Annotated in this window: 23 protein-coding genes; 9 read left to right on the forward strand and 14 right to left on the reverse strand. The window is 61.1% G+C overall.

Annotated elements, in window-relative coordinates; all coding sequences use genetic code 11:
- Entirely contained in the window at positions 1-1,074 is a 1,074-nt protein-coding gene (locus ACZ5WW_RS04910; RefSeq protein ID WP_377167162.1) for a beta-propeller fold lactonase family protein, read from the reverse strand.
- 119 nt (positions 1,075-1,193) lie between these two features.
- Here ACZ5WW_RS04910 and ACZ5WW_RS04915 point away from each other — a divergent pair, with 119 nt between their 5' ends.
- Positions 1,194-3,152 carry a sialate O-acetylesterase gene (locus ACZ5WW_RS04915; RefSeq protein ID WP_377167160.1) on the forward strand — a complete coding sequence of 653 codons (1,959 nt, stop codon included), beginning with the start codon at positions 1,194-1,196 and terminating at the stop codon, positions 3,150-3,152.
- A gap of 60 nt (positions 3,153-3,212) precedes the next feature.
- Complete coding sequence (locus ACZ5WW_RS04920; protein WP_377167158.1) at positions 3,213-4,613, forward strand: MBL fold metallo-hydrolase RNA specificity domain-containing protein; 1,401 nt, start codon at positions 3,213-3,215, stop codon at positions 4,611-4,613.
- A 77-nt stretch (positions 4,614-4,690) separates the two neighbouring features.
- Here the strand turns inward: ACZ5WW_RS04920 and ACZ5WW_RS04925 are convergent, their stop codons facing one another.
- The 6 genes from ACZ5WW_RS04925 to ACZ5WW_RS04950 all read right to left on the reverse strand — a co-directional run bounded on the left by ACZ5WW_RS04925 (position 4,691) and on the right by ACZ5WW_RS04950 (position 10,629).
- Positions 4,691-5,380 carry a hypothetical protein gene (locus ACZ5WW_RS04925; RefSeq protein ID WP_377167156.1) on the reverse strand — a complete coding sequence of 230 codons (690 nt, stop codon included), beginning with the start codon at positions 5,378-5,380 and terminating at the stop codon, positions 4,691-4,693.
- 39 nt (positions 5,381-5,419) lie between these two features.
- The gene (locus tag ACZ5WW_RS04930; RefSeq protein WP_377167154.1) at positions 5,420-6,166 is read right to left on the reverse strand and encodes a Bax inhibitor-1/YccA family protein; all 747 of its coding nucleotides are present in this window, start codon (positions 6,164-6,166) and stop codon (positions 5,420-5,422) included.
- 141 nt (positions 6,167-6,307) lie between these two features.
- Positions 6,308-7,927 carry a CTP synthase gene (locus tag ACZ5WW_RS04935; protein WP_377167152.1) on the reverse strand — a complete coding sequence of 540 codons (1,620 nt, stop codon included), beginning with the start codon at positions 7,925-7,927 and terminating at the stop codon, positions 6,308-6,310.
- A gap of 37 nt (positions 7,928-7,964) precedes the next feature.
- Entirely contained in the window at positions 7,965-8,720 is a 756-nt protein-coding gene (gene kdsB, locus ACZ5WW_RS04940; protein ID WP_377167150.1) for a 3-deoxy-manno-octulosonate cytidylyltransferase, read from the reverse strand.
- Between the two features lie 222 nt (positions 8,721-8,942).
- The gene (locus ACZ5WW_RS04945) at positions 8,943-9,224 is read right to left on the reverse strand and encodes an SWIB/MDM2 domain-containing protein (protein ID WP_377167148.1); all 282 of its coding nucleotides are present in this window, start codon (positions 9,222-9,224) and stop codon (positions 8,943-8,945) included.
- A 241-nt stretch (positions 9,225-9,465) separates the two neighbouring features.
- Positions 9,466-10,629 carry a two-component system sensor histidine kinase NtrB gene (locus ACZ5WW_RS04950; protein WP_377167146.1) on the reverse strand — a complete coding sequence of 388 codons (1,164 nt, stop codon included), beginning with the start codon at positions 10,627-10,629 and terminating at the stop codon, positions 9,466-9,468.
- Positions 10,630-10,641: 12 nt separating this feature from the next.
- Here ACZ5WW_RS04950 and cutA point away from each other — a divergent pair, with 12 nt between their 5' ends.
- Positions 10,642-10,959, forward strand: a complete 318-nt coding sequence (gene cutA, locus ACZ5WW_RS04955) for a divalent-cation tolerance protein CutA (RefSeq protein WP_377167144.1) — start codon at positions 10,642-10,644, stop codon at positions 10,957-10,959.
- 89 nt (positions 10,960-11,048) lie between these two features.
- Here the strand turns inward: cutA and ACZ5WW_RS04960 are convergent, their stop codons facing one another.
- Both ACZ5WW_RS04960 and ACZ5WW_RS04965 read right to left on the reverse strand, forming a co-directional pair.
- A complete protein-coding gene (locus ACZ5WW_RS04960; RefSeq protein WP_377167142.1) occupies positions 11,049-11,558 on the reverse strand; it encodes a hypothetical protein in 510 nt (169 codons plus the stop codon).
- Positions 11,559-11,592: 34 nt separating this feature from the next.
- Positions 11,593-12,915, reverse strand: coding sequence for a glutamate--tRNA ligase (locus ACZ5WW_RS04965; RefSeq protein WP_377167140.1), 1,323 nt, complete (start codon positions 12,913-12,915; stop codon positions 11,593-11,595).
- A gap of 127 nt (positions 12,916-13,042) precedes the next feature.
- Between ACZ5WW_RS04965 and ACZ5WW_RS04970 the strand changes: the two genes are divergently transcribed.
- From ACZ5WW_RS04970 to ACZ5WW_RS04980, 3 genes are all read left to right on the forward strand, one after another.
- Entirely contained in the window at positions 13,043-14,506 is a 1,464-nt protein-coding gene (locus ACZ5WW_RS04970; RefSeq protein WP_377167138.1) for a hypothetical protein, read from the forward strand.
- A gap of 193 nt (positions 14,507-14,699) precedes the next feature.
- Positions 14,700-15,734 carry a signal peptide peptidase SppA gene (sppA, locus tag ACZ5WW_RS04975; RefSeq protein WP_377167136.1) on the forward strand — a complete coding sequence of 345 codons (1,035 nt, stop codon included), beginning with the start codon at positions 14,700-14,702 and terminating at the stop codon, positions 15,732-15,734.
- 2 nt (positions 15,735-15,736) lie between these two features.
- Positions 15,737-16,567 carry a CPBP family intramembrane glutamic endopeptidase gene (locus ACZ5WW_RS04980; RefSeq protein ID WP_377167134.1) on the forward strand — a complete coding sequence of 277 codons (831 nt, stop codon included), beginning with the start codon at positions 15,737-15,739 and terminating at the stop codon, positions 16,565-16,567.
- A 41-nt stretch (positions 16,568-16,608) separates the two neighbouring features.
- Here the strand turns inward: ACZ5WW_RS04980 and fabG are convergent, their stop codons facing one another.
- A complete protein-coding gene (gene fabG, locus ACZ5WW_RS04985; protein ID WP_377167132.1) occupies positions 16,609-17,355 on the reverse strand; it encodes a 3-oxoacyl-[acyl-carrier-protein] reductase in 747 nt (248 codons plus the stop codon).
- A gap of 83 nt (positions 17,356-17,438) precedes the next feature.
- Here fabG and ACZ5WW_RS04990 point away from each other — a divergent pair, with 83 nt between their 5' ends.
- A complete protein-coding gene (locus ACZ5WW_RS04990; RefSeq protein ID WP_377167130.1) occupies positions 17,439-18,413 on the forward strand; it encodes an endonuclease/exonuclease/phosphatase family protein in 975 nt (324 codons plus the stop codon).
- Between the two features lie 6 nt (positions 18,414-18,419).
- Here the strand turns inward: ACZ5WW_RS04990 and ACZ5WW_RS04995 are convergent, their stop codons facing one another.
- Genes ACZ5WW_RS04995 through ACZ5WW_RS05005 form a run of 3 tightly spaced genes read right to left on the reverse strand, consistent with a single transcriptional unit; the run spans position 18,420 to position 21,151 of the window.
- Positions 18,420-18,902, reverse strand: coding sequence for a hypothetical protein (locus ACZ5WW_RS04995; RefSeq protein WP_377167128.1), 483 nt, complete (start codon positions 18,900-18,902; stop codon positions 18,420-18,422).
- Between the two features lie 14 nt (positions 18,903-18,916).
- Complete coding sequence (locus tag ACZ5WW_RS05000; RefSeq protein ID WP_377167126.1) at positions 18,917-20,377, reverse strand: DUF1501 domain-containing protein; 1,461 nt, start codon at positions 20,375-20,377, stop codon at positions 18,917-18,919.
- Between the two features lie 39 nt (positions 20,378-20,416).
- Complete coding sequence (locus ACZ5WW_RS05005) at positions 20,417-21,151, reverse strand: hypothetical protein (RefSeq protein ID WP_377167124.1); 735 nt, start codon at positions 21,149-21,151, stop codon at positions 20,417-20,419.
- A gap of 117 nt (positions 21,152-21,268) precedes the next feature.
- Between ACZ5WW_RS05005 and ACZ5WW_RS05010 the strand changes: the two genes are divergently transcribed.
- On the forward strand, positions 21,269-22,552 hold the full coding sequence (locus ACZ5WW_RS05010; RefSeq protein ID WP_377167122.1) for a sulfatase family protein: 1,284 nt from the start codon (positions 21,269-21,271) through the stop codon (positions 22,550-22,552).
- Positions 22,553-22,905: 353 nt separating this feature from the next.
- Complete coding sequence (locus ACZ5WW_RS05015; RefSeq protein WP_377167120.1) at positions 22,906-23,604, forward strand: class I SAM-dependent methyltransferase; 699 nt, start codon at positions 22,906-22,908, stop codon at positions 23,602-23,604.
- A 312-nt stretch (positions 23,605-23,916) separates the two neighbouring features.
- Here the strand turns inward: ACZ5WW_RS05015 and ACZ5WW_RS05020 are convergent, their stop codons facing one another.
- Positions 23,917-26,265: a heavy metal translocating P-type ATPase metal-binding domain-containing protein gene (locus ACZ5WW_RS05020; RefSeq protein ID WP_377167118.1), complete on the reverse strand. Its 2,349-nt coding sequence runs from the start codon at positions 26,263-26,265 to the stop codon at positions 23,917-23,919.
- Between the last annotated feature and the right edge of the window lie 316 nt (positions 26,266-26,581).

Raw genomic sequence — 26,581 nt, forward strand, 5'->3', positions numbered from 1 at the left:
CTACTTCCGCTTCAGCAGCCGCACACGGTGCGTTTCGCTGTCACCGATGTACACGGTGCCGTCAGCATCGCAGAAGATGCCATGCAGGCGCGCCATCTTACACTTCAGCGGATCACCCTCAGGGCCATCACCCTTCTCCCCCGTGCCGGCGATCAGTTCCAGATTGCCGGTTTTGGCGTCGATCATGCGCACACTGTGGCTCTCGGTATCCGCCAGCCAGGCATTCCCCTCAGCATCAATCGAGACTCCTTTCGGCCCGCTCAGCGTCGCCAGCTTCGCCGGACCGCCGTTGCCCGTGAACCCCTTGGCACCCGTACCCGCCACGTGATGAATCTTGCCGGCCTTGAGGTCAAATTTGAACACCTGGTTCCCCTCTCGGGTGACCAGCCAGAGATTGCCCGCCTTGTCGAAGTCCAATGAGCGCGGCCCTTTGAGCGGCGTGCCCGTGATGGGCGCACCATCCGGCGTCACCCCAGGTTTGCCCGTGCCGGCAAAGGTGCTGATGTCGCCGGACTTCATGTCGATTTTGCGGATGACGTTGTTTCCGATGTCGCACACATACAGGCTGCCATCAGGCCCAAACTGAATGCTGTGCGGGCTTTTGAACTGAGCCTTGGCCGCAGGCCCGCCATCCCCGCTGTAGCCTGCCACACCCGTGCCTGCGAAGGTGGTGATGATCTTCGTCTTCATGTCGATCTTGCGCACCACATGGTTCGTCATGTCCACCACGTACAGGTCCCCTTTGGCGTCAAAGCGCAGCTCGTGCGGCAGATTGAAGGTGGCCTGCAGGGCCGGACCTCCGTCTCCGCTGTAGCCTTTTTTTCCCGTGCCCGCGATGGTGCTGATCGTTCCATCCGCAGCCACACGGCGGATGCGCTGGCCCGTGTACTCACAGAACCAGATCGCTCCGTCCGGACCACGCACCACGCCAAAAGGATTGTCGATCTGTGCCGCAGTGGCAGGGCCGCCATCGCCACTGCCACCCGGGGTCCCATTTCCAGCAAAGGTGGAGATGGTCCATTCGGCAGCAGAGACGGATTGAACAAGCAAAGCGAGGGTGAGGAGTAGGCGCATGGTGTGAAATGGGACGATGAAGGACGGCCCGGCGAAAGCCAAGCAGGAAAATGAGTACGCATTCATTCCACCGTTTTGCTGGCGCAAATCTGCAAGCCTGCCAAAATTCGCACACAACCATGAAGAAGCTGACTCTCTGCGCCTTTCTCACCGCCATCACGGTCTCTCACGCTGCAGTGCAGATGCCCTCCATCTTCACCGATCACATGGTCCTCCAGCGCGATCTGCCCGTGCCTGTGTGGGGCACGGCCGCCCCCGGCGAGGAGGTCACCGTCGAGTTTGCAGGGCAGAAAAAAACAGCCAGGGCAGATGCCAATGGCAGCTGGATGGTCAGGCTGGATCCCCTCACCGCCAGCGCCGAGCCCCGGGTGCTGAAAGCAGGCACTGTCACGATTCAGGACGTCCTTGTCGGCGAAGTCTGGCTCGCCTCCGGCCAGTCCAACATGGAATGGGAGATGCAGATGAAGCCGGACAGCACCGCCGACATCCCAAACACCAACCATCCCAACCTCCGCCTCATCGAGGTTCCCAAGACCGTAGCACTCACACCGCAGGCTGATGTCAAAACCGCCTGGGCCCGCAGCTCACCGCAAAGCGCCGCCTCATTTTCCGCCATTGGCTATTACTTCGGCCTGCGTCTTCAGGAGGAGCTCAAAGTCCCGGTCGGCATCATCCTCAGCGCCTGGGGCGGCACTCGCATCGAGCCCTGGACGAGCCTGGAGGGCTTTGCAGCCGTGCCAGCCCTCAAGGATTTCACCGCCGACATCCGCAGCAAGCTGCCAGGTAGCGAAACCTACCGCACCTCCAATGAAAAGCACCTCGCCGCCATCGAGAGCTGGACTCAGTCAGCACGTGCTGCCCTGGCCCGGAGTCAGGCCGTGCCACCCATGCCAGCGCAGCCCGCAGCCCTGCCGCTCAATCAGGTCAGCCCCACCACGCTCTACAATGCCATGATCCATCCCCTGGTGCCCTACGCCTTTCGCGGCATCATCTGGTACCAGGGAGAGTCAAACCACACCGAAAGCTTCGCCTACACCGAAAAAACGAAGGCGCTTCTGTCCTCCTGGCGCAGCGTTTTTCAGCAGCCAGACCTCCCCTTCTACTTTGTGCAGATTGCCCCTTGGCAGTACGGAGCCGAAGACAGCGAGATCCTTCCCCAGTTCTGGCAGGCCCAGCGCGAATGCCTGAACATCCCCAACACCGGCATGACCGCCATCTCGGACATCGGTGAAGTGGCAGACATCCACCCCGCTCATAAAAAAGAGGTGGCCCGCCGCCTGTCCCTCTGGGCATTGTCAAAAAACTACGGCCGTAACGAAATCGACCCCAACGGCCCTCTCTACTCAGGCTATGCGGTGGAAGGTGGCTCGATTCGCGCCAAATTTGACCACGCAGGCGCCGGCCTCGCATCACGTGATGGCAAGCCTCTCTCCCATTTCGAAATCGCCGGCAAGGACGGCATCTTCCATCCCGCCGAGGCAAAGATCGATGGCAGCAGCATCCTCATCAGCTCCGCCTCTGTGCCTGCTCCCCGCCGCGCCCGCTTTGCTTGGAGCAAGATCGCCATCCCCAATCTCATGAACAAGGAAGGCCTGCCCGCCACCGCATTCCACACCCACTGGCCCGTGGACCCGGATCTGGGAGACAACCTCGCCCGCGGCTGCACCTGGGAAAGCAGCGACAAAAACACCTACGGCTGGGACACCGGCCTCACAGACGGCTCCTTGGTCGAATTTCCACCCAACTGCTACGCCACCAGCAATAGCGACAAGTTTCCAAAGCACGTCACCGTGGATCTCAAGCAGCCAAAGACAGTCAACCTCGTCTGTGTCAGCGTGCCTGCCGTCGGCTCCACCAAAACGGTGGCCGTGTCTGTCAGCACCGACGGCCAGACCTTCCGCGAGGTGGGCCGCCATGCCTTCACACTCGGCAAGCCCGAGCGTGCCAGCCTCACCTTCCCCGACGCCGACGCCCGCTACATCCGCATCAGCTACCTGGACCACCATGACAAGCTCTCCGGCGAATACCCAAACACCTTTGCGTTCACCACCGAGGTCGAGGCGTATCATACGAAGTAGCACCGCGTTACCAAATGCCAGCCAGTTGCAAACCACCTGGCCCACCCCTTTCAACCAACCATGAAACTGACCTTCTGCGGCGCAGCCGGCACCACCACAGGCTCAAAACACCTCATCACCGTCAACGGCCAGCGCATCCTGCTCGACTGCGGCCTCTATCAGGGCAGGCGCAGCGAAGCCTTCGAGCGCAACCGCGACTTCCCCTTTGACCCCGCCAAGATCGATGTCGTGGTCCTCTCCCACGCTCACATCGACCACAGCGGCAATCTCCCTCACCTCTGCAGGCGCGGCTTCACCGGCAACATCTTCGCCACCCCCGCCACCCGCGACCTCTGCAGCATCATGCTGCCAGACGCCGCCCACATTCACGAGTCCGACATCAACTGGCTCAACCGCCATCGCAAAAACGACAACCTCCCCCTCCTGGAGGCCAGCTACACCATGGCAGACGCCGAAAACTGCATGCGGCAGTTTGTCTCCGTCAGCTACCACCGCCCCATGTTCATCGCAGACGGCGTCCAGCTCACCTTCATCGACGCCGGTCACGTGCTCGGCTCCGCACAGGTCGTCCTCGACATCAATGACCGCGAGACCGGCAAAAAATCGCGCCTCCTCTTCTCAGGTGACATCGGCCGTCCCAACAACGATCTCCTCGCAGACCCCGAGCCCTGCGAAAACGTCGATCACGTCATCATGGAAAGCACCTATGGCGGTCGGCACCACGAACTCGCCACAGACTCCAACGAGCACATCTGCCGGATCATCCGCCGCATTCTTCAGCAGAAGGGAAAGCTCATCATCCCCTCCTTCGCGGTGGAGCGCACCCAGCAGCTCCTCTACACGCTCGACCAGCTTCGTCACGAAGGCTGCTTCCCGCTCATCCCCACCTTTGTGGACAGCCCTCTGGCCGTCAAGGCCACCGAAATCTTCCGCCTTCATGTGGACGAGCTCAAACCCAACGTGCGCGAAGCCGCCTTCATGCGCAACGACCCCTTCGGCTTCGAAGGCCTCCAGCTCGTTCGCGACGTCAACGAATCCAAAAACCTCAACAGGCTCAAAGGTGCCGCCGTCATCATCTCCGCCTCCGGCATGGCCGAGTCAGGCCGCATTCTTCATCACCTGCGCAACAACGTCGGCAACGAGCAGAACATCATCCTCTTCGTCGGCTACTGCGCCCAGAACACCCTCGGCTGGAAGCTTCGCGAAGGCCAAAAGCGCGTAAACATCCTCGGCGATGAATTTGAGGTCCATGCAGAGATCGAGATCCTCGACTCCTTCTCCGGCCATGCAGACCATGACGAACTCCTCGGCTGGTTCGACCGCGTTCAGGGCCCCAAGAAAAATGTCTTCCTCGTCCATGGCGAACCCGAACGCTCCGCAGCACTCAAAACCGCCCTAGATGCCAAACACACCGAAGGCAAGGTTCAGATTGCCGTCATGAATCAGGCCGTCGAACTGTAAGAAAGTGATGCGGGCACTCTTGCCCGCACCCTCTTTTGACTCGTTTCACTGCGGGCTGGGGCCGCCCGCAGTCATTCTCAGTTCCCGCTCTTGAACAGCCGCTTGAAGAAGTGGCCTACTTCGAGGCCCGTGTCTCCAGTCCATTCCCAGGCACGGCGGGCGGCACGCTTCACGTCGTCAGCCGCTTTCTCGCCCTTGGATGCAGGCGGAGAGACCGGTTCAGGCCCATAGCTGGCCAGACCGTTGTTCCACTGCTGGTGAATGACCGCGCCAGTTTCGGCGGAGATCACAATGAAGCCCACTTCACGGCCATCCGTGCCATTCAGCCCAAGCCCCCACTCAGGAGCTCCGGTGGTGGCATTGGCCGCCAGCTGATACGCAGCGCTGACAAAGTTGACCTTGGCCAGCACCGCATTTTGCTGCGCGATCTTCAGCACATCCGACGAACGGAATCGGATCCGGTTGAAGGCAATCACCTGCGGCGGCACCCGCGAGAGCAGCTTCGTACCAGCTCCGCTCACCTTGGGGGCCCAGCCGCTCTTCTCGGCGCTGATCGTGGCTCGCACCAGCTCACCCGGGCGGAATGGGTCACGCGCATACACAGACCACTGCGTCGGGTCAGACGGACTGGCGGGAGACTGCAGCAACACCACACCCTCCGCAGTGGCCGCACCGTACTCCTGATCAATGATCGTGGCGATTTCAGGATTGGCATGCACCAGCGTGGCACCGGCCATCAAAAGGCTCAGAAAGACAGGGATTTTCATGATTGGAATGGGGTTGGAGTCCTTCAGTCGGCAGGCTGTTCAATCACGGCTGCGCAGCTTGGCCAGCAGGCGCAGGATTTCCAGATACAGCCACACCAGCGTGACCAGCAGGCCAAAGGCGGCGTACCACTCCATGTGCTTCGGCGCTCCGGCCTCGCAGCCGTTTTCGATAAAGTCAAAATCAAGCACCAGATTCAGCGCCGCCAGGATGACGACGAAAGCGGAAAAGGCGATTCCCACCCAGCCATTGCCAAACAGACCCGGGATATGAATCCCAAACATGCCCAGCACCCACGTGGCGAGATAAAACAAAGCCACTCCCCCGGTCGCAGCCACAATCCCCAGCTTGAAATTTTCCGAGGGCTTGATCATTCCGGTCGCATATGCCGCCAGCAGGGCAAACAGAATGCCGCAGGTCAGCATCACCGCAGTCAGGACGATGCCGCCGAAGGCCTTCTCATACATCGCGGAAATGATGCCGACGATCACACCGTTGCCCAGCGCATACACCGGAGCAAGCGCAGGTGCCGTGGTCGGCTTGAACGAAATGATCAGGGCCAGCACCACTGGGACGATCCAGCCAAACGTCAGCGCCGAACCAAACCACGCCGGCGCACTCCCGCTCATCAGAATCTTCCAGCTCCAGCTGGCAGAGGTGACCAGCAGCAGCGTCAGAATGGCTGTTTTGAGAACGGTTCCGTTCAGCGTCATCACGCCATCGGCAGGGTTGCCGGAACGTGAACGTTCAAAGACCTGATCGTTAAGGGTGGGATTGGAGGATCGCATGATTTATAAGTCTGATTTCAATCACAACCTACAAGACACACCATGGGTTGGTCAATCGGCCTCTTCGACTCAATTGACCACGTCTCCCACCTCGCAACGGAGCCATCTCGGGCCCCATATAGGCACTCAGCCCTCCCGCCTTCAGCAGACAGGATCAGCCGCCGCATGGTGCTGCATGGCAGCCTTCACAAAGCCAAAGAACAGCGGATGCGGATTGTTCGGCTTCGACAGGAACTCCGGATGGAACTGACAGCCAATAAAGTAAGGATGGGACGGCAGTTCAACGATCTCCGCCAGGTCCCCCTTCGGTGAAGTGCCGGAAATCAGCAGCCCCTTCTCCTCCATCAGTTCCTTGTACTCAGAGTTGAACTCAAAACGGTGCCGGTGGCGCTCCGTGATCGTCGCGCTGTGATACAGTTCGTAGGCCTTGCTTCCCGGCACGAGATCCGTCACCCAGGAGCCCAGTCGCATCGTCCCCCCGAGTTGCTTCACCTTCTTCTGCTCTTCCATCAGGCTGATCACCGGGTGCGGCGTGGTCTTGTCAAACTCCGTGCTCGTCGCCCCCTTCAGACCGCACACATTGCGGGCAAATTCGATCACCGCGATCTGCATGCCGAGGCAGATGCCAAAGAACGGGATTCCTTTCTCACGCGCATACCGCGCAGCCGTCACCTTCCCCTCCGTCCCACGGTCGCCAAAGCCCCCCGGGATGAGGATGCCCTGCAGCCCCGTCAGGTAGAGCTCCGGCCCGGCTTTCTCGATGCTCTCCGCATCCACTCGGATGATGTCCACCTTGCAGTCGTGTGAGGCTCCCGCGTGCGTCAGCGACTCATAGATGCTCTTGTACGCATCCTGCAGCTCGATGTATTTGCCCACCACTCCGATCCGCACGTGATGCGTCGGATGGATCACCCGCTGCACAAAGTTCCGCCAGCGGCTCAGGTCAGGCTGCGGCGTGGTCAGGTTCAGCAGACGGCACACATTGTCATCCAGCCTCTCTTCATGCAGCTTCAGCGGCACCTCGTAAATGGTGTGCTTCACGTCCCGGACTTCCACCACGGAATCAATCGGCACGTTCCCAAACAGCGAGATCTTCTCACGCACATCCAGGTCCAGCGGATGCTCGGTCCGGCACAGGATGATATGCGGCGCAATGCCGATCTCCCGCAGCTTGGCGATGCTCTGCTGCGTAGGCTTCGTCTTCAGCTCCTGCGCTGCCTTGATGTATGGCACCAGCGTCGCGTGAATGAACAGCACATTCCCCACCCCGACCTCATGGCCAAACTGGCGGATCGCCTCCAGGAATGGCAGGCCTTCGATGTCGCCCACCGTACCCCCGATCTCCGTGATGATCACATCACCGCCCATCTTCTCCGCCACCTCGTGCATGCGCGCCTTGATCTCATTCGTCACATGCGGGATCACCTGCACCGTGCGCCCTTGGTATTTTCCGGCACGCTCCTTGTCCAGCACGTTCTGGTACACCTGGCCGGACGTGATGTTGTTCAGCCGCGACAGGTTCGTGTGGGTAAAGCGCTCATAGTGCCCCAGGTCCAGGTCCGTCTCCGCACCATCATCCAGCACATACACCTCGCCATGCTCGTACGGGTTCATCGTGCCCGGGTCGATGTTAAGGTACGGGTCAAACTTTTGCATGATGACCTTGAGGCCCCGCAGCTCCAGCAGCGTGCCCAGGGAGGAGGCCGCAAGGCCCTTGCCAAGTGAACTGACGACACCGCCTGTGACAAAAATGTATTTCATGTGATTGTTTCTCGGTTGGAGGGGGTCGGGCTGCAGTTCAAGAAGATTGTTTTTCAAGATGCCTTTCAATTGCGGCCACCTGCTCCGGCGTATCCACCCCCGGCGAAAGCTCGTCCGTCAGCACCACCCGGATCCGCGTGCCGTTTTCCACCGCCCGCAGCTGCTCCAGAGACTCCGTCTGCTCCAGCCGCGAGGGTGGCCACGCCACAAACTGGAAAAGAAAGCTCCGCTGAAATCCATAGATCCCCAGGTGCCGGTAGCTCCTCGGCCACGCCTCCGGGTTCCGCTGGTACGGCAGCGGCGAACGCGAAAAATACAGCGCGTCCCCCTGCGTGTCGAAGATCACCTTCACCACGTTCGGATCACTGATCTGCGCCGCATCCTGGATCGGGGCCGCAGCCGTGATCATCTTCACCCCCGGATCATCCCTCAGCGTCCTCGCCAGTTCGTCGATCAAAGCAGGCGAGATCAGCGGCTCGTCCCCCTGCACATTGATGATCACCCGGTGCTCAGGAAATGAATTCGCCGCCTCCGCGATCCGGTCCGTCCCGCTCGGGTGCTCCGGCGCCGTCAGCACATACTTCGCCCCAAATCCCGCCGCCGCCTCCGCGATCCGCGCGTCATCCGTCGCGATGATCACATCGTCGATCTGCTTGCACTCCTGGCAGCGCTCCCACACATGCTGCACCAGCGGTTTTCCGGCGATGAGGTGGAGCGGCTTGCCTGGGAAGCGGGTGGAACCCCAGCGGGCAGGAATGGCTACGAGTGTACGGGAGGAGTCGGTGGTTGCCAAGGTGGTGGTGACGAGCAGGTTCCCTTGAGATGACGCGAAAGCGCGGGCGATGCAAGGGAGATTTGAAGCCTCCTCCGTCAGCCCCCCTCACCTGCCCCTCGCAAAAGACGCCACCGGGCATAAAAAAACCCGCAGACAGCCTGTGTCCGCGGGTTTTTGAATGGGGGGTGGTGCTTGCCCGGAGGCTCCCTGTATAGCCAGGAATGCTCCAGGCTGCCCGTCTTACTTGACGTGGGCGGAGACCAGCTTGGTCATCTCAAACATGGTCACCTGGCTCTTGCCACCAAAGACGGCCTTCAGCGCCTCGTCGGCATTGATGTTGGTCTTCTTGGCCTGATCCTGCAGACCATGCTGCTTGATGTAGTCCCACAGCTTCTTGGTCAGCTCTCCACGGGAAAGCGGGGCGGAACCCACGACCTTCGCAAGAATCTCGTCCGGCTGGACGGGCTTGCTCAGAGCTGGGTTGGGTTTGCGGGCGGGTTTCGGGTTGGTTGAGTCAGACATGGAGGCGGATGCTTGCAGAACTACGCCCCATGGTCAACCCCAGTAATGCAGCCGATCGCCCTAAAGTAATAAAGATAATCTTTAGCCCAAAACCCACCACTCGCGTCCATCCCTCAGGCAGATCGTCTTTCAAAACGGCCCATCAGCAGCAACCACAGCCGCAGGGAGACTTCACCCCACCCCGTGGACCACGGCCTCTCCACCCCTCCCCCAAACCGGCAACCATCTGGAAATCAGTCAGTTACAGGTCAGATTTCACGTCCACATCGCTCCCAGCCTCCAGCATCCGCACATTCTTCGCCACCAGCGGCAGCCACAGGCTCACCCGCGTTCCCAGCCCCTCCCGGCTCTCCACATCGATCTCCCCTCCGTGCTCACGGATGATCCGGCGCACAATCAGCAGCCCCAGCCCCGTCCCGGTGGACCGCGTCGTGGAGAAAGGCTGAAACAGCTTCCCCATCTGCTCCGCATTGATCCCCTTCCCCGTGTCCTCAAAGCTCAGGCGCACCTCAAAATCAGTGAACGTCCCGCTGATCGTCAGCGTCCCTCCCTTCGGCATCGCCTGGCACGCATTGCGGATCAGGTTGTACACCGCCTGCTTCATCTGGCCCGCATCCAGCGGCATCGCTGGCAGGTCCGGGCGCATTTCCAGCTTCAGCTTCACCTTCGCCGCCTCGATCTCCGGCTGGAGAAACCTCACGCACTCATCCAGCAGCTCGCGCAGTTGCACCCGCTGCAGCTGCGGCTTCGTCGGGCGGATCGCCGCCAGAAACTGGCCGATGATGAAATCCAGCCGCTTGATCTCCCCCGTCGCCACATCCAGGTGCTCCTGCAGGCTCGCCCCCTTCGCCCCCATTTTTTTAAGCCGGCGCTCCAGCAGTTGCAGGTGAATGGTCAGCGAATTGAGCGGGTTCCCCAGCTCATGCGCCACGCCTGCGGCCAGCAGCGTGAAGGCATTCAGCCGCTCGCTTTCCAGCTGCTCCTCCGTCCGCTTCCGCGTCTCCGTCACATCGCGGATCAGCATCACAAACCCCTGCGGTGCCTCATCATCGATGCTCGTGATGTAGAAATTCAGGTAGCGGTTCTCCGGGTAAAACACCTCCAGGTCGCGGCTCACCACCGTGCCGGGGATAAGAAGCTCGTTCCAGTCCAGCCCGCGCACTCCCTGCGCCAGGCGTCCCCCCAGCACCTGATCCTTCTCCAGTCCGAAAAACGTGCACGCCGCGCGGTTCACATACGTGACCTTTGCCTCGTCATCCAGCAGGATCACCCCCTCCTGCAGCGCCTCAAACACCTTCTCCTGAAACTTCTTCTCCCGCGCCAGCTCCAGCACGATGCCCTGCACCTCGCCCGGTTCCAGGCGGTCCATGCGTTTGATAAGCTTGTCGATGAACGCAGATCTCATAGGTTGGCGGGAATGAACGACCTCCTCATTGTCCTTTGCACCTTCCCCGACCTCGGGAAAGCCCGCGAGACTGCCACGGCCCTCGTCGAATCGCAACTCGCCGCCTGCGTCAATCTCATCCCCGCCATCGAATCCATCTACCGCTGGCAGGGCAAAGTCGAAACCTCCTCCGAAGTCCTCGCCCTCTTCAAAACCACCCCCGCCGCCTATCCCCGCTTCGAATCCCGCCTCCGCTATCTCCACCCCTACGACGTCCCGGAAATCATCGCCCTCAAGCCTGAGCATGCGGCAGATGCCTATGCACGATGGATCAGGGAGTGCGTGATATGACAAAGCCTTCTGAATGCGGTCATGAGGAGGGCTATGTTTAGAGCATAGGTGACGACTTATGCTCTGCAACTTTCGTCAATAACAATGAATTAGTCAACGCCACCCTCGTAATCGGAAGGGAACAATCGCTTGAGAAAGCCGCACAAACTATCGTTGATCGGAGATCTCGAATCGATTCCAAACCCGGCACTGTACTTGTAGATTTGGATAGACTGAAAGTCGCGTCCTCGGGCCACGAGAAGATTTCCGTCCGGTATTCCGCAGAAGGGCCAGAGCTCAGGATCATCGGCAAGCAAAAGTCCTGCTACAGGTAAGACTCCGTCACCATCTTCAACTCCACGAAAGAAATGAGGCTCCCAGAAGTAGATCTCACCTTGGTAAAAATCTTCTTCATCGATATCAAACTCTCTACCTGCCAAAGGAAAACGTTGAAGCAATAGCTTGTAACACTCAGGGAATAGCGAATCAATGAAAGGTGATATCTGCCCCCATTCCGCAGGATCAATGACACATCCTTGCGCTGAAGACTCAAGTAATAGCAGCTCTTCGGCTGCCGAAACGATGTCGGAAGGAATCTCTGGCAAAGAAGACTTCGGCATTACATTTCGGCGTAAAAAGGAGTTGTCTGATTCGTCACAAACCCACCACCTCCGCCAGCGCCCTCTCAATCCTCCCCAGCGTCTTCTCCTTCCCGATCAAATGCGCGATCGTCGTCACCCCCGGCCCGCGTGACTGACCGCTCAGCGCAAAGCGCAGCAGCGGCATCATCGCACCTGGCTTCACGCTCAGCGCCTTCGCCGCCGCTTCCACCGCATCGTGGATACTCTGCTCGGTCCATTCCCTGGCCTGCGCCAGCTGTTCCGCAGCAGCCTTCAGCAGCCCGCCGTTCTCCGGCTTGGCCTTCAGCTTCGTCACCACATCCGCCTCAAAGGGGTAGTCCTCGCGGAAGAAATAATGCACCCACTCCGGCAGCTCCGTGAGCAGGCTCACCTTCTCGCGCACGCTGTGCACCGCCGCCGCCGCCATCGCATCATCGTTCCAGGCGAGCCCCTTCGCCGTCAGGAACCGCCGGGCGTTTTCCAGCAGCGCCTCCGGGCTCAGCTCACGCAGATACTGCGCGTTGAACCACTGCGCCTTTTTCAGGTCAAACTTCGCGTTACTGCTATGGATCGCCTCCGCATCAAACAGCGCCGTCAGCTCCGTGCGATTGAGCTTTTCGCTCTCCGCCTTCGGCGTCCAGCCCAGCATGCACAGGTAGTTGAAGACCGCATCCGGCAGGAATCCCGCGTTCATGTAGCTGTGCTCGATGGCACTGCCCTCATCACGCTTGCTCATCTTGCTGCCATCCGGATTCAGGATCAGCGGGATGTGCGCATAAGTCGGCGGTGTGGCACCAAAGGCATTGAAAAGATCAATGTGCTTCCAGGTGTTGGACAAATGATCCTCACCACGCAGCACGTGCGTCATGCGCATCTCGATGTCATCCACCACGTTCACAAAGTGGAAGATGTAGCTCCCATCCGGGCGGCGGATCGTCATGTCCGGCTCCTCGGTGGGGGCAAAGGTCACGTCCCCGCAGACGAGGTCATGCACCGTGATCGCCGTGCGGCTGAACTTGAAGCGCTGCGCACCATCCGGCTCCGCATACACGCGCCCGGCGTCTTCCAGCTTTTTGAAATAGGCATCGTAGATGTCCTTGCGCTGGCTCTGGAAATACGGCCCGCAGTCACCGCCCGCCTCGGGGCCTTCGTCCCAGTCCAGTCCCAGCCAGCGCAGGCCTTTGATGATGCCGGCAGAAGCTTCCGCCGTATTGCGCGCGCCGTCCGTGTCTTCCACGCGCAGGATGAAGGTGCCGCCCTCCTTGCGGGCCATCAGCCAGTTAAAGAGGGCCGTGCGGGCGCCTCCGACGTGGAGGTCACCGGTGGGGGAAGGAGCAAAGCGGACGCGGATGGACATGGGTGGTAGGAAGTAGTGCGGGCAATCCTGCCCGCTCATAAGGGGCTAGGACAATAGCCGGGATTCGCCATTTCAAATTTCAAATCTCAAATTTCCAAATGCGGCGCACCTGTTTATGCTCCGCACCATGAAGATCTCTCGCATCCTGCTTATCCTTCTGGGCCTCGGGCTCCTGCTCGCGGTGGCAGCCCCCCTCGGTGGCGTCTGGTGGCTCCGCCAGTATGTGAGTCGCGAGCGTCTCACCCTGGAGACGGAAAAGCACATCAACGCACGCGTCCATCTCGACGACGTCAACCTGGCCATTTTCTCCTGGCCCCCCAGCCTGCGCCTCAGCGGCATCAAGATCGGCCCGCGCGACCAGTACGCCGGCACCCCCATCGCCGCACGTCCGCCCATGCAGCACGCTCCCGTTCAGGTCCAGATGGCCTACCTGGAGCTCGTCCCCGAGGGCCTCTGGCAGCGTCAGTTCCTCCCACGCGTGCTCCGCCTCATAGGCCTGGATGTCACCGAGTCCGTCAGCCCGCAGGAAGGCAGCTCCTTGCAGAAGCTCTTCCAGCCACCGCCGGAAAAACTCGCCCAGATGCAGCAGGAGCAGGAGGTGCCCCGTGCCATCCCCGTCCAGTCCGCCCCACCCGTAGCCGCCGTGCCTGCGCCAGGTGCCCCGCCGCCCGCGCTGACCACCCCTCCCGTCTCACCCCCGGCCCCGGCAGAGCCTCAGCCCAGCGCCCAGCGCTTGTCTCTTCAGGAGATCAGCATCGAGCAGGCCCATTTCCGCATCACCAACCGGGGTGTGGATTCTCAGTTCAGCGCCGACATCAGCAACTTCAGCTTCGCCCTCACGGACATCGACATTGACCCCGGCGATCTCACTGCCCACAACCGGCTTCACGCCCGCCTCGCCGCCAAGGTGCTGGTGGACGGCGTCGCTCAGATCGGCGGCCAGCCGCGTCAGGTGCGCTTCGCAGACATGACCCTTCATGGCGAGGGAGATGTGAATCCCGTGGACCCCGCCACCCTTCTCTGGTCCCCCGCTGCGGACCTCCGCATCGTCATTGACCGTGGCTCCTCCATCGGCGGAAACATGACCATCGGCGACACCGCAGGCCAGCACCTCGACAAGCTCATGAAGTACGGCATCGATCTCCGCGCCATCCGCATCGGCGGCACCCTCGCGCAGGATGTGCAAGCCCACATCCTCTACCGCGAGCAGTCCATGCGCTTCCTTGAGGATGCCCAGTTTGCGCTCCCCGACTACGAGTACACCATCAAGCGTGACTCCTGGATGGACTTCGCCAAAGACCAGCAGGGCCTCCTCACACGCCTTTCCTGCGGCGAGGCCCTCAAGCAAAGCCTCATGCAGGGCATCGCCAGCCGTGGCATCAACCGCACCCTCTCAAAGCTCGCTGTGGAGGCCCTCTCAGACAGCCGCGGCCGCCTCACCTTCGACCTCACCATCACCGGCTCCCTCTCACGCCCCGAAGTCAAACCGGACATCCAGGTCAAACTCGAAAACCTCCTCGGAAATGACATCGAGCAGCAGGCCAAAGGGCTGATCAACTCTTTCAAAGGCCTCAAGGGGCTTTTCAAGTAGCTCAGCCCCAGCCATGGAGGATAGGCCTCCGGCCTATCCATGGCCCGCAGGCTTCCAGCCTGCGCTGCCCACCTGGCGCTCCATCAGCCGCACTCGCATCAGGCTCCGTCAGGTACAGTCAGGCTTCGTCATGGTAAAATTTGCCGTGTGAAGGGTTGGCAAGAGGGTGCGGGCCGCGTAGCGTTGCAGCCTTATGAGCAACAAATCCTATGGATGCCTGATCATCCTTCTTCTGCTCGGGCTCATCGTCAGCTTGGGCCTGAATGTAGGCCAGTTCGTGAGCAAGCTGGACGTGGATGTCGGCACAGGTGCTGGCTTCTCAGCCGCCCGTCCCAAACGCCATCTCCATGAAGTCACCGTTGAGTCTCCCAAGATGAACTCCCAGGAGAAGATCGTCCACATTGACCTTGAAGGCGTTATTTCATCCATGTCCATGAGCGGGCTTTTTGCCGAATCCATGCCCAGCGTGGACTCCATCAAGCAGTCACTGGAGCAGGCCGTCGCAGACACCCGGGTCAAGGCCATCGTGCTCAGGGTCAACTCCCCTGGCGGAGAAGTCACCGCCTCGGACATCATTTACAATGCGGTGAAAAAGGCCGCCAAATCAAAGCCCGTCGTCGTTTACATGGATTCCATGGCCGCCTCCGGCGGCTACTACGTCGCATGCGGGGCCAGCAAAATCGTCGCCAGCGAGACCACCCTCACCGCCAGCATCGGTGTCATCATCGAGACCATGAACTACAGCGAGCTCTTCGGCAAAGTGGGCCTCTCCATGACCGCCTTTACCAGCGGCGCATTCAAGGACTCCCTCAGCGGCGCACGCCCCATGCGCGAAGATGAAAAGGCCTACGTGCAGAATCTCGTCATGCAGATGTATGACCGCTTCCTCGGCATCGTCTCTGAAGCTCGCGGCGTTCCCAAAGAACAGCTCAAAAGCACGGTGGCAGACGGTCGCGTCGTCACAGGGCGTGAAGCCCTCGCCGCCAAACTGGTCGACCAGATCGGCTACGTGGAGGACGCCTATGAACTCGCCCGCACCCTCGGCAAGGCCAAAGACGCCGGTGTGGTCAAGTATCGCCACGAAGTCAGTCTTTTTGACGCCTTCGGCATGGCATCGGCCAAAGCCGGGACACCGCCGGCCAAAGTCCAGCTGGACGTAAGCACCGGCCTCCTTCCCAAGCTGCTGCCAGGCGTGCCTTACTACCTCCCCCCCAGCTTTGCCCACTGATCATGCTGGATGTCCATTCATACGGAGTCCTGCATGATCTGTCCGTCTTTGTCAGCATCGCCACAGCGCTGGCTCTGATCGGCTACTGGATGCTGCGCCGCATCCGGCCGGAGGTCTCCTGGAATCACGAAGGCTCCGTGCTCTCCCGCCCCTATGGAGCGCCGGATTTGCTTCTTCTGGCAGGCATCGGCCTCTTCTTCATCCTCTCCATGCAGCCGCAGACGCCTGGGCAGACCGCCGGCGGTGACGCCGTCAATGACAGCAGCCTGATTTTCGGCATGGTGTTTCACCTCGTTGTCTGTGCCGGCCTGCTCCTCTACCTCTTTCAGATTCGTGGCCTCAATCCGGCGGAACTCTTCGGTCTCCAGAATGTGCACTGGCGCTCACTCGCCGTGACCCTCGGAGTCTTCGCCATCATCATTCTCATCTCCGTCAACGTCGTGTCCGCCGTCTCCGTCACCTGGCTGCAGAATTTCTGGCCGGACATGGATCCCCAGGAAACCGTGAAAGCCTTCCAAAAATCGGACGGCATCGGTTTCAAACTCCTCGTCATCTTCCTCGCGGTGGTCATCGCTCCGCTGGCGGAGGAGACCCTCTTTCGCGGCTTCGTCTACGGCGTGCTCAAGCGCTACACAGACGCCCCCTTCGCCGCACTCAGCTCCTCCCTCATGTTTGCCATCATCCACATGCACGTCGGCAGCCTGCTGCCCCTGTGGGTGCTCGCCGTGCTCTTCTGCCTTGCCTACGAAATCACCGGCTGCCTGCTCGTCACCATGCTGCTTCACGCCATCTTCAATGCCGTGAGCATCATCGCCATGCTCTTTGGGGACTGAATGCCGGATTCCACATCCGGCATTCAGCATATAAACCCAGATCACATCACCATCCCGCCGTCCACCGCCAGCACCTGGCCGGTCACATAGCGGGCTGCGGGGCTGGCCAGATACAGCACCGCTTCGGCGATATCCTCTGCAGCGCCCAGTTCATTGAGCGGGATCTTCTTCAAAATCTCCCCCTTCACCGCGTCATTGAGCACATGTGTCATGTCTGTCGCAATGAACCCGGGGCAGATGCAGTTGGCGGTCACGCCACGGCCCGCAAACTCACGTGCCAGCGATTTGGTGAACCCAATAAGCCCCGCCTTGCTCGCCGCGTAGTTGGCCTGTCCCGCATTGCCAATCAGTCCGATCACAGAACTGATGTTGATGATGCGCGCGCCTTTTTGCTTCAGGATGCTCCGCTGAAACGCCTTCACCATGTTGAAGGCTCCCTTGAGGTTGGTGTCCAGCACCACGTCCCAGTCTTCCTCGCTCATGCGCAGCAGCAGCCCGTCCTTCGTGACCCCGGCGTTGTTCACCAGAATGTCCACGTGGTCATAATCCGCCAGAATCTGCTTGCCCACTTCGGCGCAGGCTGCCCCGTCTGCCACATCGAGCGCATAGGCTTTCGCGGAATCCGGATACTTGGCGTTGATGGCATCCGCAGCACTCTGTGAGTTGGCCTGTGTGCGGCTGACGACGGCCACTTTCGCGCCCTCGGCGGCAAAAGTTTCGGCGATGGCTTTGCCGATGCCACGTCCGGCACCGGTGACGACTGCGATCTTGTCTTGAAGTTTACCCATGCCTTCATCCATGAACGGCAGGCATCGCCGCGCAAGAAGAAGGTGCATCCAGTCCCAGGCACGCTTATCCTCCGCCATTGCCGATGAGTGACGACGCGCCGCCTGCCGACAATCCCATCCCCGTCAAAAAAGCAGTCTCGCTAGGCAGGCTCTGCGACGTCCTCGTCTTTTTGTCCCTCTCCTGCACCTGGCTCGGCAGCCTGGGCCGCTACGGCTGGCCTTTTGTGCTCCTCTCCCACTTCAGGCTTCAGTACGTCGTCGTCTGCAGCATCATCTTTCTCTACGCTCTGCTGCGCCGTCGCACCTGGCTCATCCTTGTCTCTCTGGTCTCCATCCTCTGGAATGCGCAGATCATCCAAGATTTCCATCAAACAGCCGAGGCAGATGCGCCGCCTGCCGGAAAATCCCTGCGCGTAACCACCTTCAATATCCTGACGCAAAACAAGAACCAGGTCGCTGCCGTCAGCCATGTCATGCAGGCAGACGCAGACATCGTCTGTCTCCTGGAGGTCGATGAATCCTGGCGCACAGCCCTGCAGCCGCTCCGTGTGAAGTACCCCCACCGTGTCGAAGAGCTCAGCGACGGCAGTTTTGGCATCGCCTGCTACACCCGCCTCCCTTTGAAAAGCCTCGAAGTCCGCCGCTTCACGTCCTGGCGTCTTCCCACCGTTGTCCTCAATCTGGACCACCTCGGCAGACCGCTCACCTTCATCGGCACTCACCCCATCGCGCCCATCGGCGTCCAGAAGACTCACTCGTGGTGGGAGCAGCTGTCAGGCCTCGCCACCCTCGTCTCCGGCCTCACCGGGGAGGTCATCGTCGCCGGAGACTTCAATGCCACTCCCTGGTGCGAAGGCATGCGCCTGCTCCGTGAAAAAGGCGGTCTCGACTTTCGCTCCGTAGCTCCCGTCTGGCCTCCCACCTGGGGCCTGAACCTCCCCGTGATGATCCCCATCGACCACGTCCTCCTCAAACGCGGCCTGACCGTCCGGAAACGCACCATAGGCCCGGACATAGGCTCAGACCACCGCTCCGTCACAGTCGAGATCACACCTTGACCCGCCTCACTTTTTCAGGGTCCGCTTGGGATCCGTGAGCAGCTTGTTCGGGTAGGGACCTCTCATGTCGTTGGTGAAATTGATCCACACCGGAATTCCCTCCCTGTTCGCCGCGTCCACAAGTTCCTGCACCAGCTCATTCTCAGCCTCACGCCAGGGCTTGTAATCAAGCAGCCGCAGCAAATGAGAAGACATTCTTTTCTTCGACTCTTCGTTCAGAACCACGGAATGCGTGTAGCTGACGACAAAGATCCCCATGTCGGTCCGCTCCGCCGGCTGGCGGCGGAAATGCTCAATGAGATCCGCCGCCTTCGTGAACCCCTTGTCATATCTCCCCAACTCGTTCGGCACAAACCATGACGCCAGGTTCAGCGAGGGATCGCTCATGGTGACGGCCGTGTACTTTTCATTCGAGGCCACCCTCTGAGTCATCACTTCACCGGCCTCTGCAGCCACATTCATCAGGCAGCAGGTCAGCAGCAGGAGCACTATGGAGCAAAGTCTCACGCCAGAACTGCCTTCACCGGACTGTGTTCCTCCACCCCCGTCAGCCTCTGGTCCAGCCCCTGGAACTTGAAGCTGAACTTGCGGTGATCAATCCCCATCAGGTGCAGGATCGTCGCGTTGAGATCATTGATGTGCACCGGGTCCTTCGCGATGTTGTAGCTGAAGTCGTCGGTTTCCCCGTATTCGATGCCGCCCTTCACCCCGCCGCCCGCCATCCACATCGTGAAGCAGCGCGGATGGTGGTCGCGCCCGTAGTTCTCCTTCGTCAGCGTCCCTTGGGAGTACACCGTGCGGCCAAATTCCCCGCCCCACACCACCAGCGTATCCTGCAGCAGCCCGCGCTGCTTCAGGTCCATGATCAGCGCCGCACACGCGCGCTCGCTGTCATCCACCTGCCCCTTCAGCAGCTTCGGCAGGTTATTGTGCTGGTCCCACCCGCGGTGCAGGATCTGCACCACCCGCGTCCCGCGCTCGATCAGCCTCCGCGCCATGATCGCGCTGTGCGTAAAGCTCCCGCTGCGGTGCACATCGTCCCCGTACATCTCCAGCGTCGCCTTGCTCTCCTTGCTCAGGTCCGTCAGCTCCGGCACGCTCGTCTGCATCCGGAAGGCCATCTCATACTGCGCTATCCGCGTCTGGATCTCAGGATCGCCAATGCGGTCGTGGTTGATCGTGTTCAGCCGGTTTAGCGCGTCCAGCATCGTGCGCCGGTCGCTGCCATCCACCCCCGGCGGATTCTTCACATACAGCACCGGGTCCCCCTGTCCTCGCAGCGCCACGCCCGTGTACTTCGTCGGCAGGAATCCGCTGCTCCACATCCGCGTAAACAAAGCCTGCGCCTGGCTCGCCGCAGGAAACGTCGGCGTAAACACCACAAACGACGGCAGGTCATTGCTCTCGCTTCCCAGGCCGTACGAAAGCCACGAGCCGATGCTCGGTTTCCCCGGCACCTCGCTCCCCGTCATCACAAACGTGCACGCCGGATCATGGTTGATCGCGCTCGTGTGCACGCTCTTGATCACCGCCAGCTCATCCACGATCTTCGCCGTGTGCGGCAGCAGCTCGCTCACAAACCGCCCGCACTGCCCGTGCTGCGTAAACTTGAACATGCTCGGCGCCACCGGAAACCTCGCCTGCCCGCTCGTCATCGTCGTGATTCGCTGCCCGTTGCGCACGCTCTCCGGCAGGTCCTTGTCGTAGTGCTGCTGCAGCTGCGGCTTGTGGTCCCACAGGTCCAGCTGCGACGGCGCCCCGTTCATGTGCAGGTAGATCAGCCGCTTCGCCTTCGGCGCAAAGTGTGGCAGCCCCGGCAGCGCAGGTTGCACCAGGCTCGTGCCCCCGCTCGCAAACCGCTCTCCCAGCATCCCCGCCAGCGCCACACTCCCCATGCGCAGCCCCGTCTGGCCAAAGAACTGCCGGCGCGTCTGACTGCGGTGGTATTCAAGAAAAGGATCCATGGCAGACAAAACGCCGCAAAATGCCGCAGGCTTGCGCCCTCACCGGAAAAGCTTCTTCTCCACCACCGGCCCGTTCACCAGCACACGGCGCTTCGCAAAATCCAAAACCATGACCGCGTCCGGCTTCGCCCCCTTGATGTGCTGCTGCCCGGACTGCACCGTCGGGTCCCCCTCCAGCACCACCTCGGAGGACGAGCTGCGGAAATGAATCCGCTGCGCGATCCCGAAAAATGTCCCGTCCTTCGTGATCACCGTGATCTTGCTCCGCTTCTCAGCCCGGGCAAGCCGTGGCCACATCTGCTTCTCCTGCTTCACATACACCAGCTCCTCCCCCTGCAGCAGCACAAACGGAAACTCGTTCAGCGCCAGCTGCCGCCGCGTGTCATCGATCGACCCCAGCTTGTCATCCGGGTGCGTGCCCGCCGCGATCGCCAGCAGCGAGGTCACCATCCCCATCACATCCCCCGCCCTGCCGCTGATGCCCGAGCTCGGCCGCTTCGCCTTCGGCGCACCCTTCGGCAGTTCCGCATCCGTGATGAAAAGACTCCTCGGCACCAGCCTGCCCGCCTGCACCTCCAGCATCGGCCCCGGCAGCGCCGCCCACTGCTTCAGGTCCGGATACGGCAGGTAGTCCAGCGGCTCAGACGTCAGCGGCCGCGTCACCCGGTGCATCGCATTGTAGGCCAGAGAGCCCACATGCATCTTGCACGCAGTCAGTGAAAAAAGGCAGAGGCTCAGCGCCGGCACCACGCGCCGCATGCGTTTCCATATCATCTCCCTAGAGATGTCGTTGCGGCTCGCATTCGCAAGTCAGGATTCTCCCCTTCCTTGCAAATGAGCCCCCCATTTGCCCGGCAAGATGCCCTTTCACCCCTTCGTTCTCATCCGCCCATGCTCCGCCGCCTCCTTCTCTCGCTCCTCGCCCTCACCGGCATCTCCACCGCCGCAGATGCACCGCCAAACATCGTCATGATCATCTCCGATGATCACCTCTGGAGCGACTACGCATTCATGGGCCACCCCGTCATCCAGACGCCAAACCTCGACCGCCTCGCCAAAGAAAGCCTCACCTTCACCCGCGGCTACGTCCCTTGCAGCCTCTGCTGCCCCAGCCTCGCCGCCATCATCACCGGCCTCTACCCCCATCAGCACAAGGTCACCAGCAACGATCCCCCCATCCCCGCAGGCATGAAGCCCCGCGACTTCCAGAGCAGCCCGCAGTTCGATGCCGGCCGCGAGATCGTCAGCAAGCACCTCGAAGAAGCCGGCACCCTCCCCACCATGCTCAAGCAGAAAGGCTACTTCAGCCTCCAGACCGGCAAATGGTGGCAGAAAAGCTACGAGCGCGGCGGCTTCACCCACGGCATGACCCACGGCGGCCGCCATGGCGATGAAGGCCTCAACATTGGCCGCAAGACCATGCAGCCCGTCTATGACTTCATCACCGAGGCTCAGAAGCAGCAAAAGCCCTTCTTCGTCTGGTATGCCCCCATGATGCCTCACGATCCCCACACCCCGCCCAAGCGCCTCCTCGACAAATACAAGGACAAAGCCCCCAGCGAACACGTGGCCAAATACTGGGCCATGGTCGACTGGTTCGACGAGACCTGCGGCGAGCTCATCAAGCACATCGACGACCGCGGCCTCCGGGAAAATACCATCTTCGTCTATCTCAGCGACAACGGCTGGATCACCAATCCCAAGACCGGCCGCTACGCCGAAAAATCCAAGCAAAGCCAGTACGACGGCGGCCTCCGCACCCCCATCATGATCCGCTGGCCCGGCCACGTGCAGCCCAAAATGTCCGAAGACCTCGCCCAGTCCATCGACCTCGTCCCCACCCTCCTCAAAGCCGTCGGCATCTCGCCCACCAAAACCTTCCCCGGCATCGATCTCCTCGACCCCGCCGCCGTCACCGCCCGCAAAACACTCTACGGCGAATGCTTCACCCACAACTTCGTCGATCTCAACGTACCCGCCTCCAGCCTCCGCTGGCGCTGGATCATCAGCGGCCACGACAAGCTCATCATCCCCGACAAAACCAACCAACCCGATGACATTGTCGAACTCTACGACCTCAAGGCAGACCCCACCGAAGAAAAAAACCTCGCAGCCGAGAACGCAGACAAAGTGAAAACCTTGAGCTCAAAGCTGGACTCATGGTGGAAGCCATGAAGAACGACAGACACTCTTGCCCGACAAGCCCCATCGCCAGCTGATACCAGAAAGCGTTGTAAAACGTCTCTGGGGAATGAGTCCATTCATAGCATGGCAGGTTGATCGCCCTGCGTCGTGGGCCGAAGGCCCGCAGGAGTCAGATATGGTCAGCGCAAGCCCTGGGTTTTGAATGTGCACTCTCTCGCTCTAGGCCGCGCTCTGAAGGAGCGCAGGAGAGGTTGATTCATCGCTCAGGCCGTTCTTGCAGGCATCGCACGCTCTCCACGTGAAATAACCTCTCGCTCCCCTTCCCCGGATCGACAAACTCACAGGCTCACCTGACCGCCGAGTTGGCAGTCCCCGCCGACCTCATGCCCACCCGTTTCTACCCACAGCCCTCGACTCCCCCCATCGAGTCCGACACCGAATTCCTGACCGCATTCAGAGATCACGAATTCGACCAGCATTACCCCGACCACATCCGCGAGCAGTCCGCCTGCCACTGGACGCCCATCGACGTCTGCCAGATGGCCGCGCAGATGCTCGTCGAAGCGCCAGGCACCCGAGTGCTGGACATCGGCTGCGGCCCCGGAAAATTCTGCGCCGCAGGTGCCGCCACCACCCTCGGTCACTTCACCGGCGTAGAGCAGCGCATCCGGCTCGTCAAAGCCGCACGCGATCTCCTGGAGCGCCTCCGCATCACACGCGCGGAAATCGTTCACGCCAACATCACCACCATCTCCTTTGCCGCCTTCGATGCCTTCTATCTCTTCAACCCCTTCGAGGAAAACATCCTCCCCATGCTGCGCATCGACCACGATGTGGAAATGGAGTCACGCCTCTACGACGACTACACCCTCCACGTGCAGCAACAACTGGAGCTCAAGCCCCTCGGCACACGCATCGTCACCTACTACGGCAGCTGCGCCGAAGTACCCGAATGCTACACCTGCGTCAAAACAGCCTACGACGGCACCTTGAAACTCTGGGTGAAAACGCATTCGCATCTGGAAGACACCTCGGATTCAGATGCACCACCAGAGCCGTGTCGCTTTCCGCACCTCATTTAGTTTGACTCGCGTATTAGAGCACCCGTCTTATGGGCGGAATCGGTCTTCCCTATCTCAAGCGAGTCAATCATGTCATAGGCTCCCGGCAGGGAGCAGAGAGATTAGCCGGTGGTGAAGCGAAACCGCGAAGCGGTGTAGCGAGAACCACCGGACCATGCAAAGAAAACATTCCTATTTAGAGGTGCATGCCGAAGGTATGCGAGAAGCATTCTGCCGCTCAGCGCTTACACGGAAGCCAGCATGACCTTCCCAACCCTCCGGCATGTGCCTTTGAGCTCGAATACATCGTTCTAGAAGTCAGGGAAGCCCCCCTCAGCACGCCGTCACACACTCAGCCTCGCTCACCACATCCGGCTCTGCATACCTCTTCACCACACTCCCGCCACGCCGGAAAATCAGCGCCACCAGCGACAGCGTCACCAGCGAGCTCAGCGGCATCAGGATCGCCGCCAGCAGCGGGCTCAGATGTCCCATCAGCCCCACGATCACAGTGACAATATTATACGTCACTGAAAAGCCAAACACCGCATGCACCGCACGTCGGTGTGTCGCCGCGATGTCCAGCAGGCTGCTCATAAAGCGCATGCTGTGCCCCAGGAAATAAAAGTCCGCCTTGTGCTCCAGAAAGCTGCGCCCCGTCACCGGACTCCCCGCACACGAGGCCGCGTCAAAGGCCAGGCTGTCGTTCGCCCCGTCACCGATGTACAGCGTGCTCTGCGGTTCATGGCATGAAATCCACTCGGCCTTTTGCTCCGGCGTCAGGCTGTGCTGCCACTGCTCCCGCTGCAGGTTCAGCTGCTTCGCGATCGCCGCCACCTTAGCCTCACGGTCCCCGCTCAGGATCTCCACCCGCAGCCCGCGCCCCTGCAGCGCCTCCATCTGCGCCACAGACTCAGCACGCAGCGCATCACGGAAGCGGAAGGCGCACAGCGTCTGCCCGTCCCGCGTAAAGATGGCGTCAGCCCCCGCATCCTGCGGTCGCGAAATCGCCCACACACAGCCCGCATGCTCACAGCGCAGCCCCTGCCCCGGCACTTCTGTCACCTCAGCGTCCAGGCCTTGCTCCGGCATCCCGCCCAGCGCGTCAAACAGGCTGCGGCTCACCGGGTGCAGATTGCCACGGGTGAGGTGGCGCAGCATCTGCCGGGCATCATCGTCCAGACCGCTCAGCGCCTCAGGGTTCGTCAGCAGCGGGTTCTCCAGCGTCAGCGTCCCCGTTTTGTCAAACACCACCTGCCGCAGCCGCGTCAGCTTCTTCCACAGCCCCAGCGTTCGCACAAACACACCCTGGTCCGCCGCACGGCTTGCCGCGATGTCATCCGCCAGCGGCGCAGCCACACCCAGCGCACACGGGCAGGACACCACAAACACCGAAATCATCACCTGCAGCCCCCGCGCCCATTCCCCCGTGTGCCACCACCACCACAGTCCGCCCACCACGCCCGCCAGCACCACCACCACCAAATAACCGCGCAGCAGCTTTTCCAGTCGCAGGTCGCGCTGGTCACCTCCACGGCGTGCATCCAGCAGCTTGTGCAGTGTTGACTCCTTCCAGCCTTCCAGCGCCACCGCATTCAGCGTCCGCGTTCCAGCGTTCAGCGCCCCGGAGGGCAGCAGTTGGCCGCTGCTCCGCGTGCACGAGTCGCTCTCTCCGCTGATCCACTCCAGGCTGATGCTCGCATGCTCATCCGTCAGCTTCGCCGCCACCGGCACCGCCTGCCCCGGCTTCACCGTAAAGCTCGCCCCCGCCTGCAGCGCCTCCAGCATCTCCGCTTCCGGGATGGATGGGTCACGCAGCAGCCGGCGCCGGTTTCTCGCCACCGCCATCTGCTGCACCAGCCGCCCCCCCAGCATCAGAAAGATGAACATCGCCACAAAATCAAAATACTTCAGCCCCGGCTCCCCGCTCAGCCACCCGATGATCGAGCCCGCATACGCCGCCAGAATGCCCAGCGTGATCGGCGTGTCGATGTGCAGCACCCCCGCGCGCAGCGCATGCCACGCCCGCTGGGCGAAGTAGCTGCCGCCCACCAGCAGGGCCAGCGTTGCCGAGGCTGCCGCCACCAGGTCAAACCATGGCGCAAAGGCAAAATCCGCCGGCATGCCAAAATACGCAGGCAGTGAGAACGCCATCGCATTCATCGCAAACGCGCCGCACACCCCGGTACGGCGCTCAAGAGTGTTGTCACGCGGCTGTCCGCCATCCGCACGCTGCAGCCCCAGCAGGTAGCCAAAGCGTTGCAGCTCCCGCGCAAACTCCACCGGCTGAAATTTCCCCGGCTGCCACGCCATCCGCAGTTCGCCGCTGGAGATGTCCACCTGGATCTGCGTCCCGCCCAGCTTCGCAAACACCCGCTCGATCAGCCAGATGCACGCCATGCATGAAAGCCCCTGCACAGACACGCTCAGCTCAGCCGCCACATCCTCGCTCGCCCTCGTGCCCTCGGCCGCCAGCGTCGCCGTTTCCAGCCAGCCATAGTCCTGCTGCCTCATCGCCTGCGCCGGCACCGGCGGCAGGTTCAGTCCGGATTTAAGATCGTAAAATTGCTCCAGCCCCTCCTGCTGCAGCAGATCATGCACAGACCGGCAGCCTGAGCAGCAGAAGCCGTCGCTTCGCGTGGGTGGGACTGGCGTCCCGCAGTGCTGGCAAATCGTGTTCATAAATGTTAAGCCATCGCATTTTCGTCAGTTAAGCCCCCGGCACTCAAGGCGTGCGCACCTCCGAGTCCGCAGCGCTCCGGCAGCCGCATTGGCGCCGCTTGGCTGCAGCGCCTGAGTAACGCCCCGCACAGGGCCAGCGTGTTGACGTCATCCCGCATCGGAAGGTCATGCCCCATAAATGATTGGCGCTGGATGCAGCCGTGATTTCGTTCGCCACTCTTTCCCTCGCACATCGTTTCCGGCGTGTTCAGCCTGCTCGGACGGGAAGCACCATCTTCCGCCATTCTGCTCCGCCTCACACCAACCCCAAAGGGGT

The organism is Prosthecobacter fluviatilis (assembly GCF_055388355.1).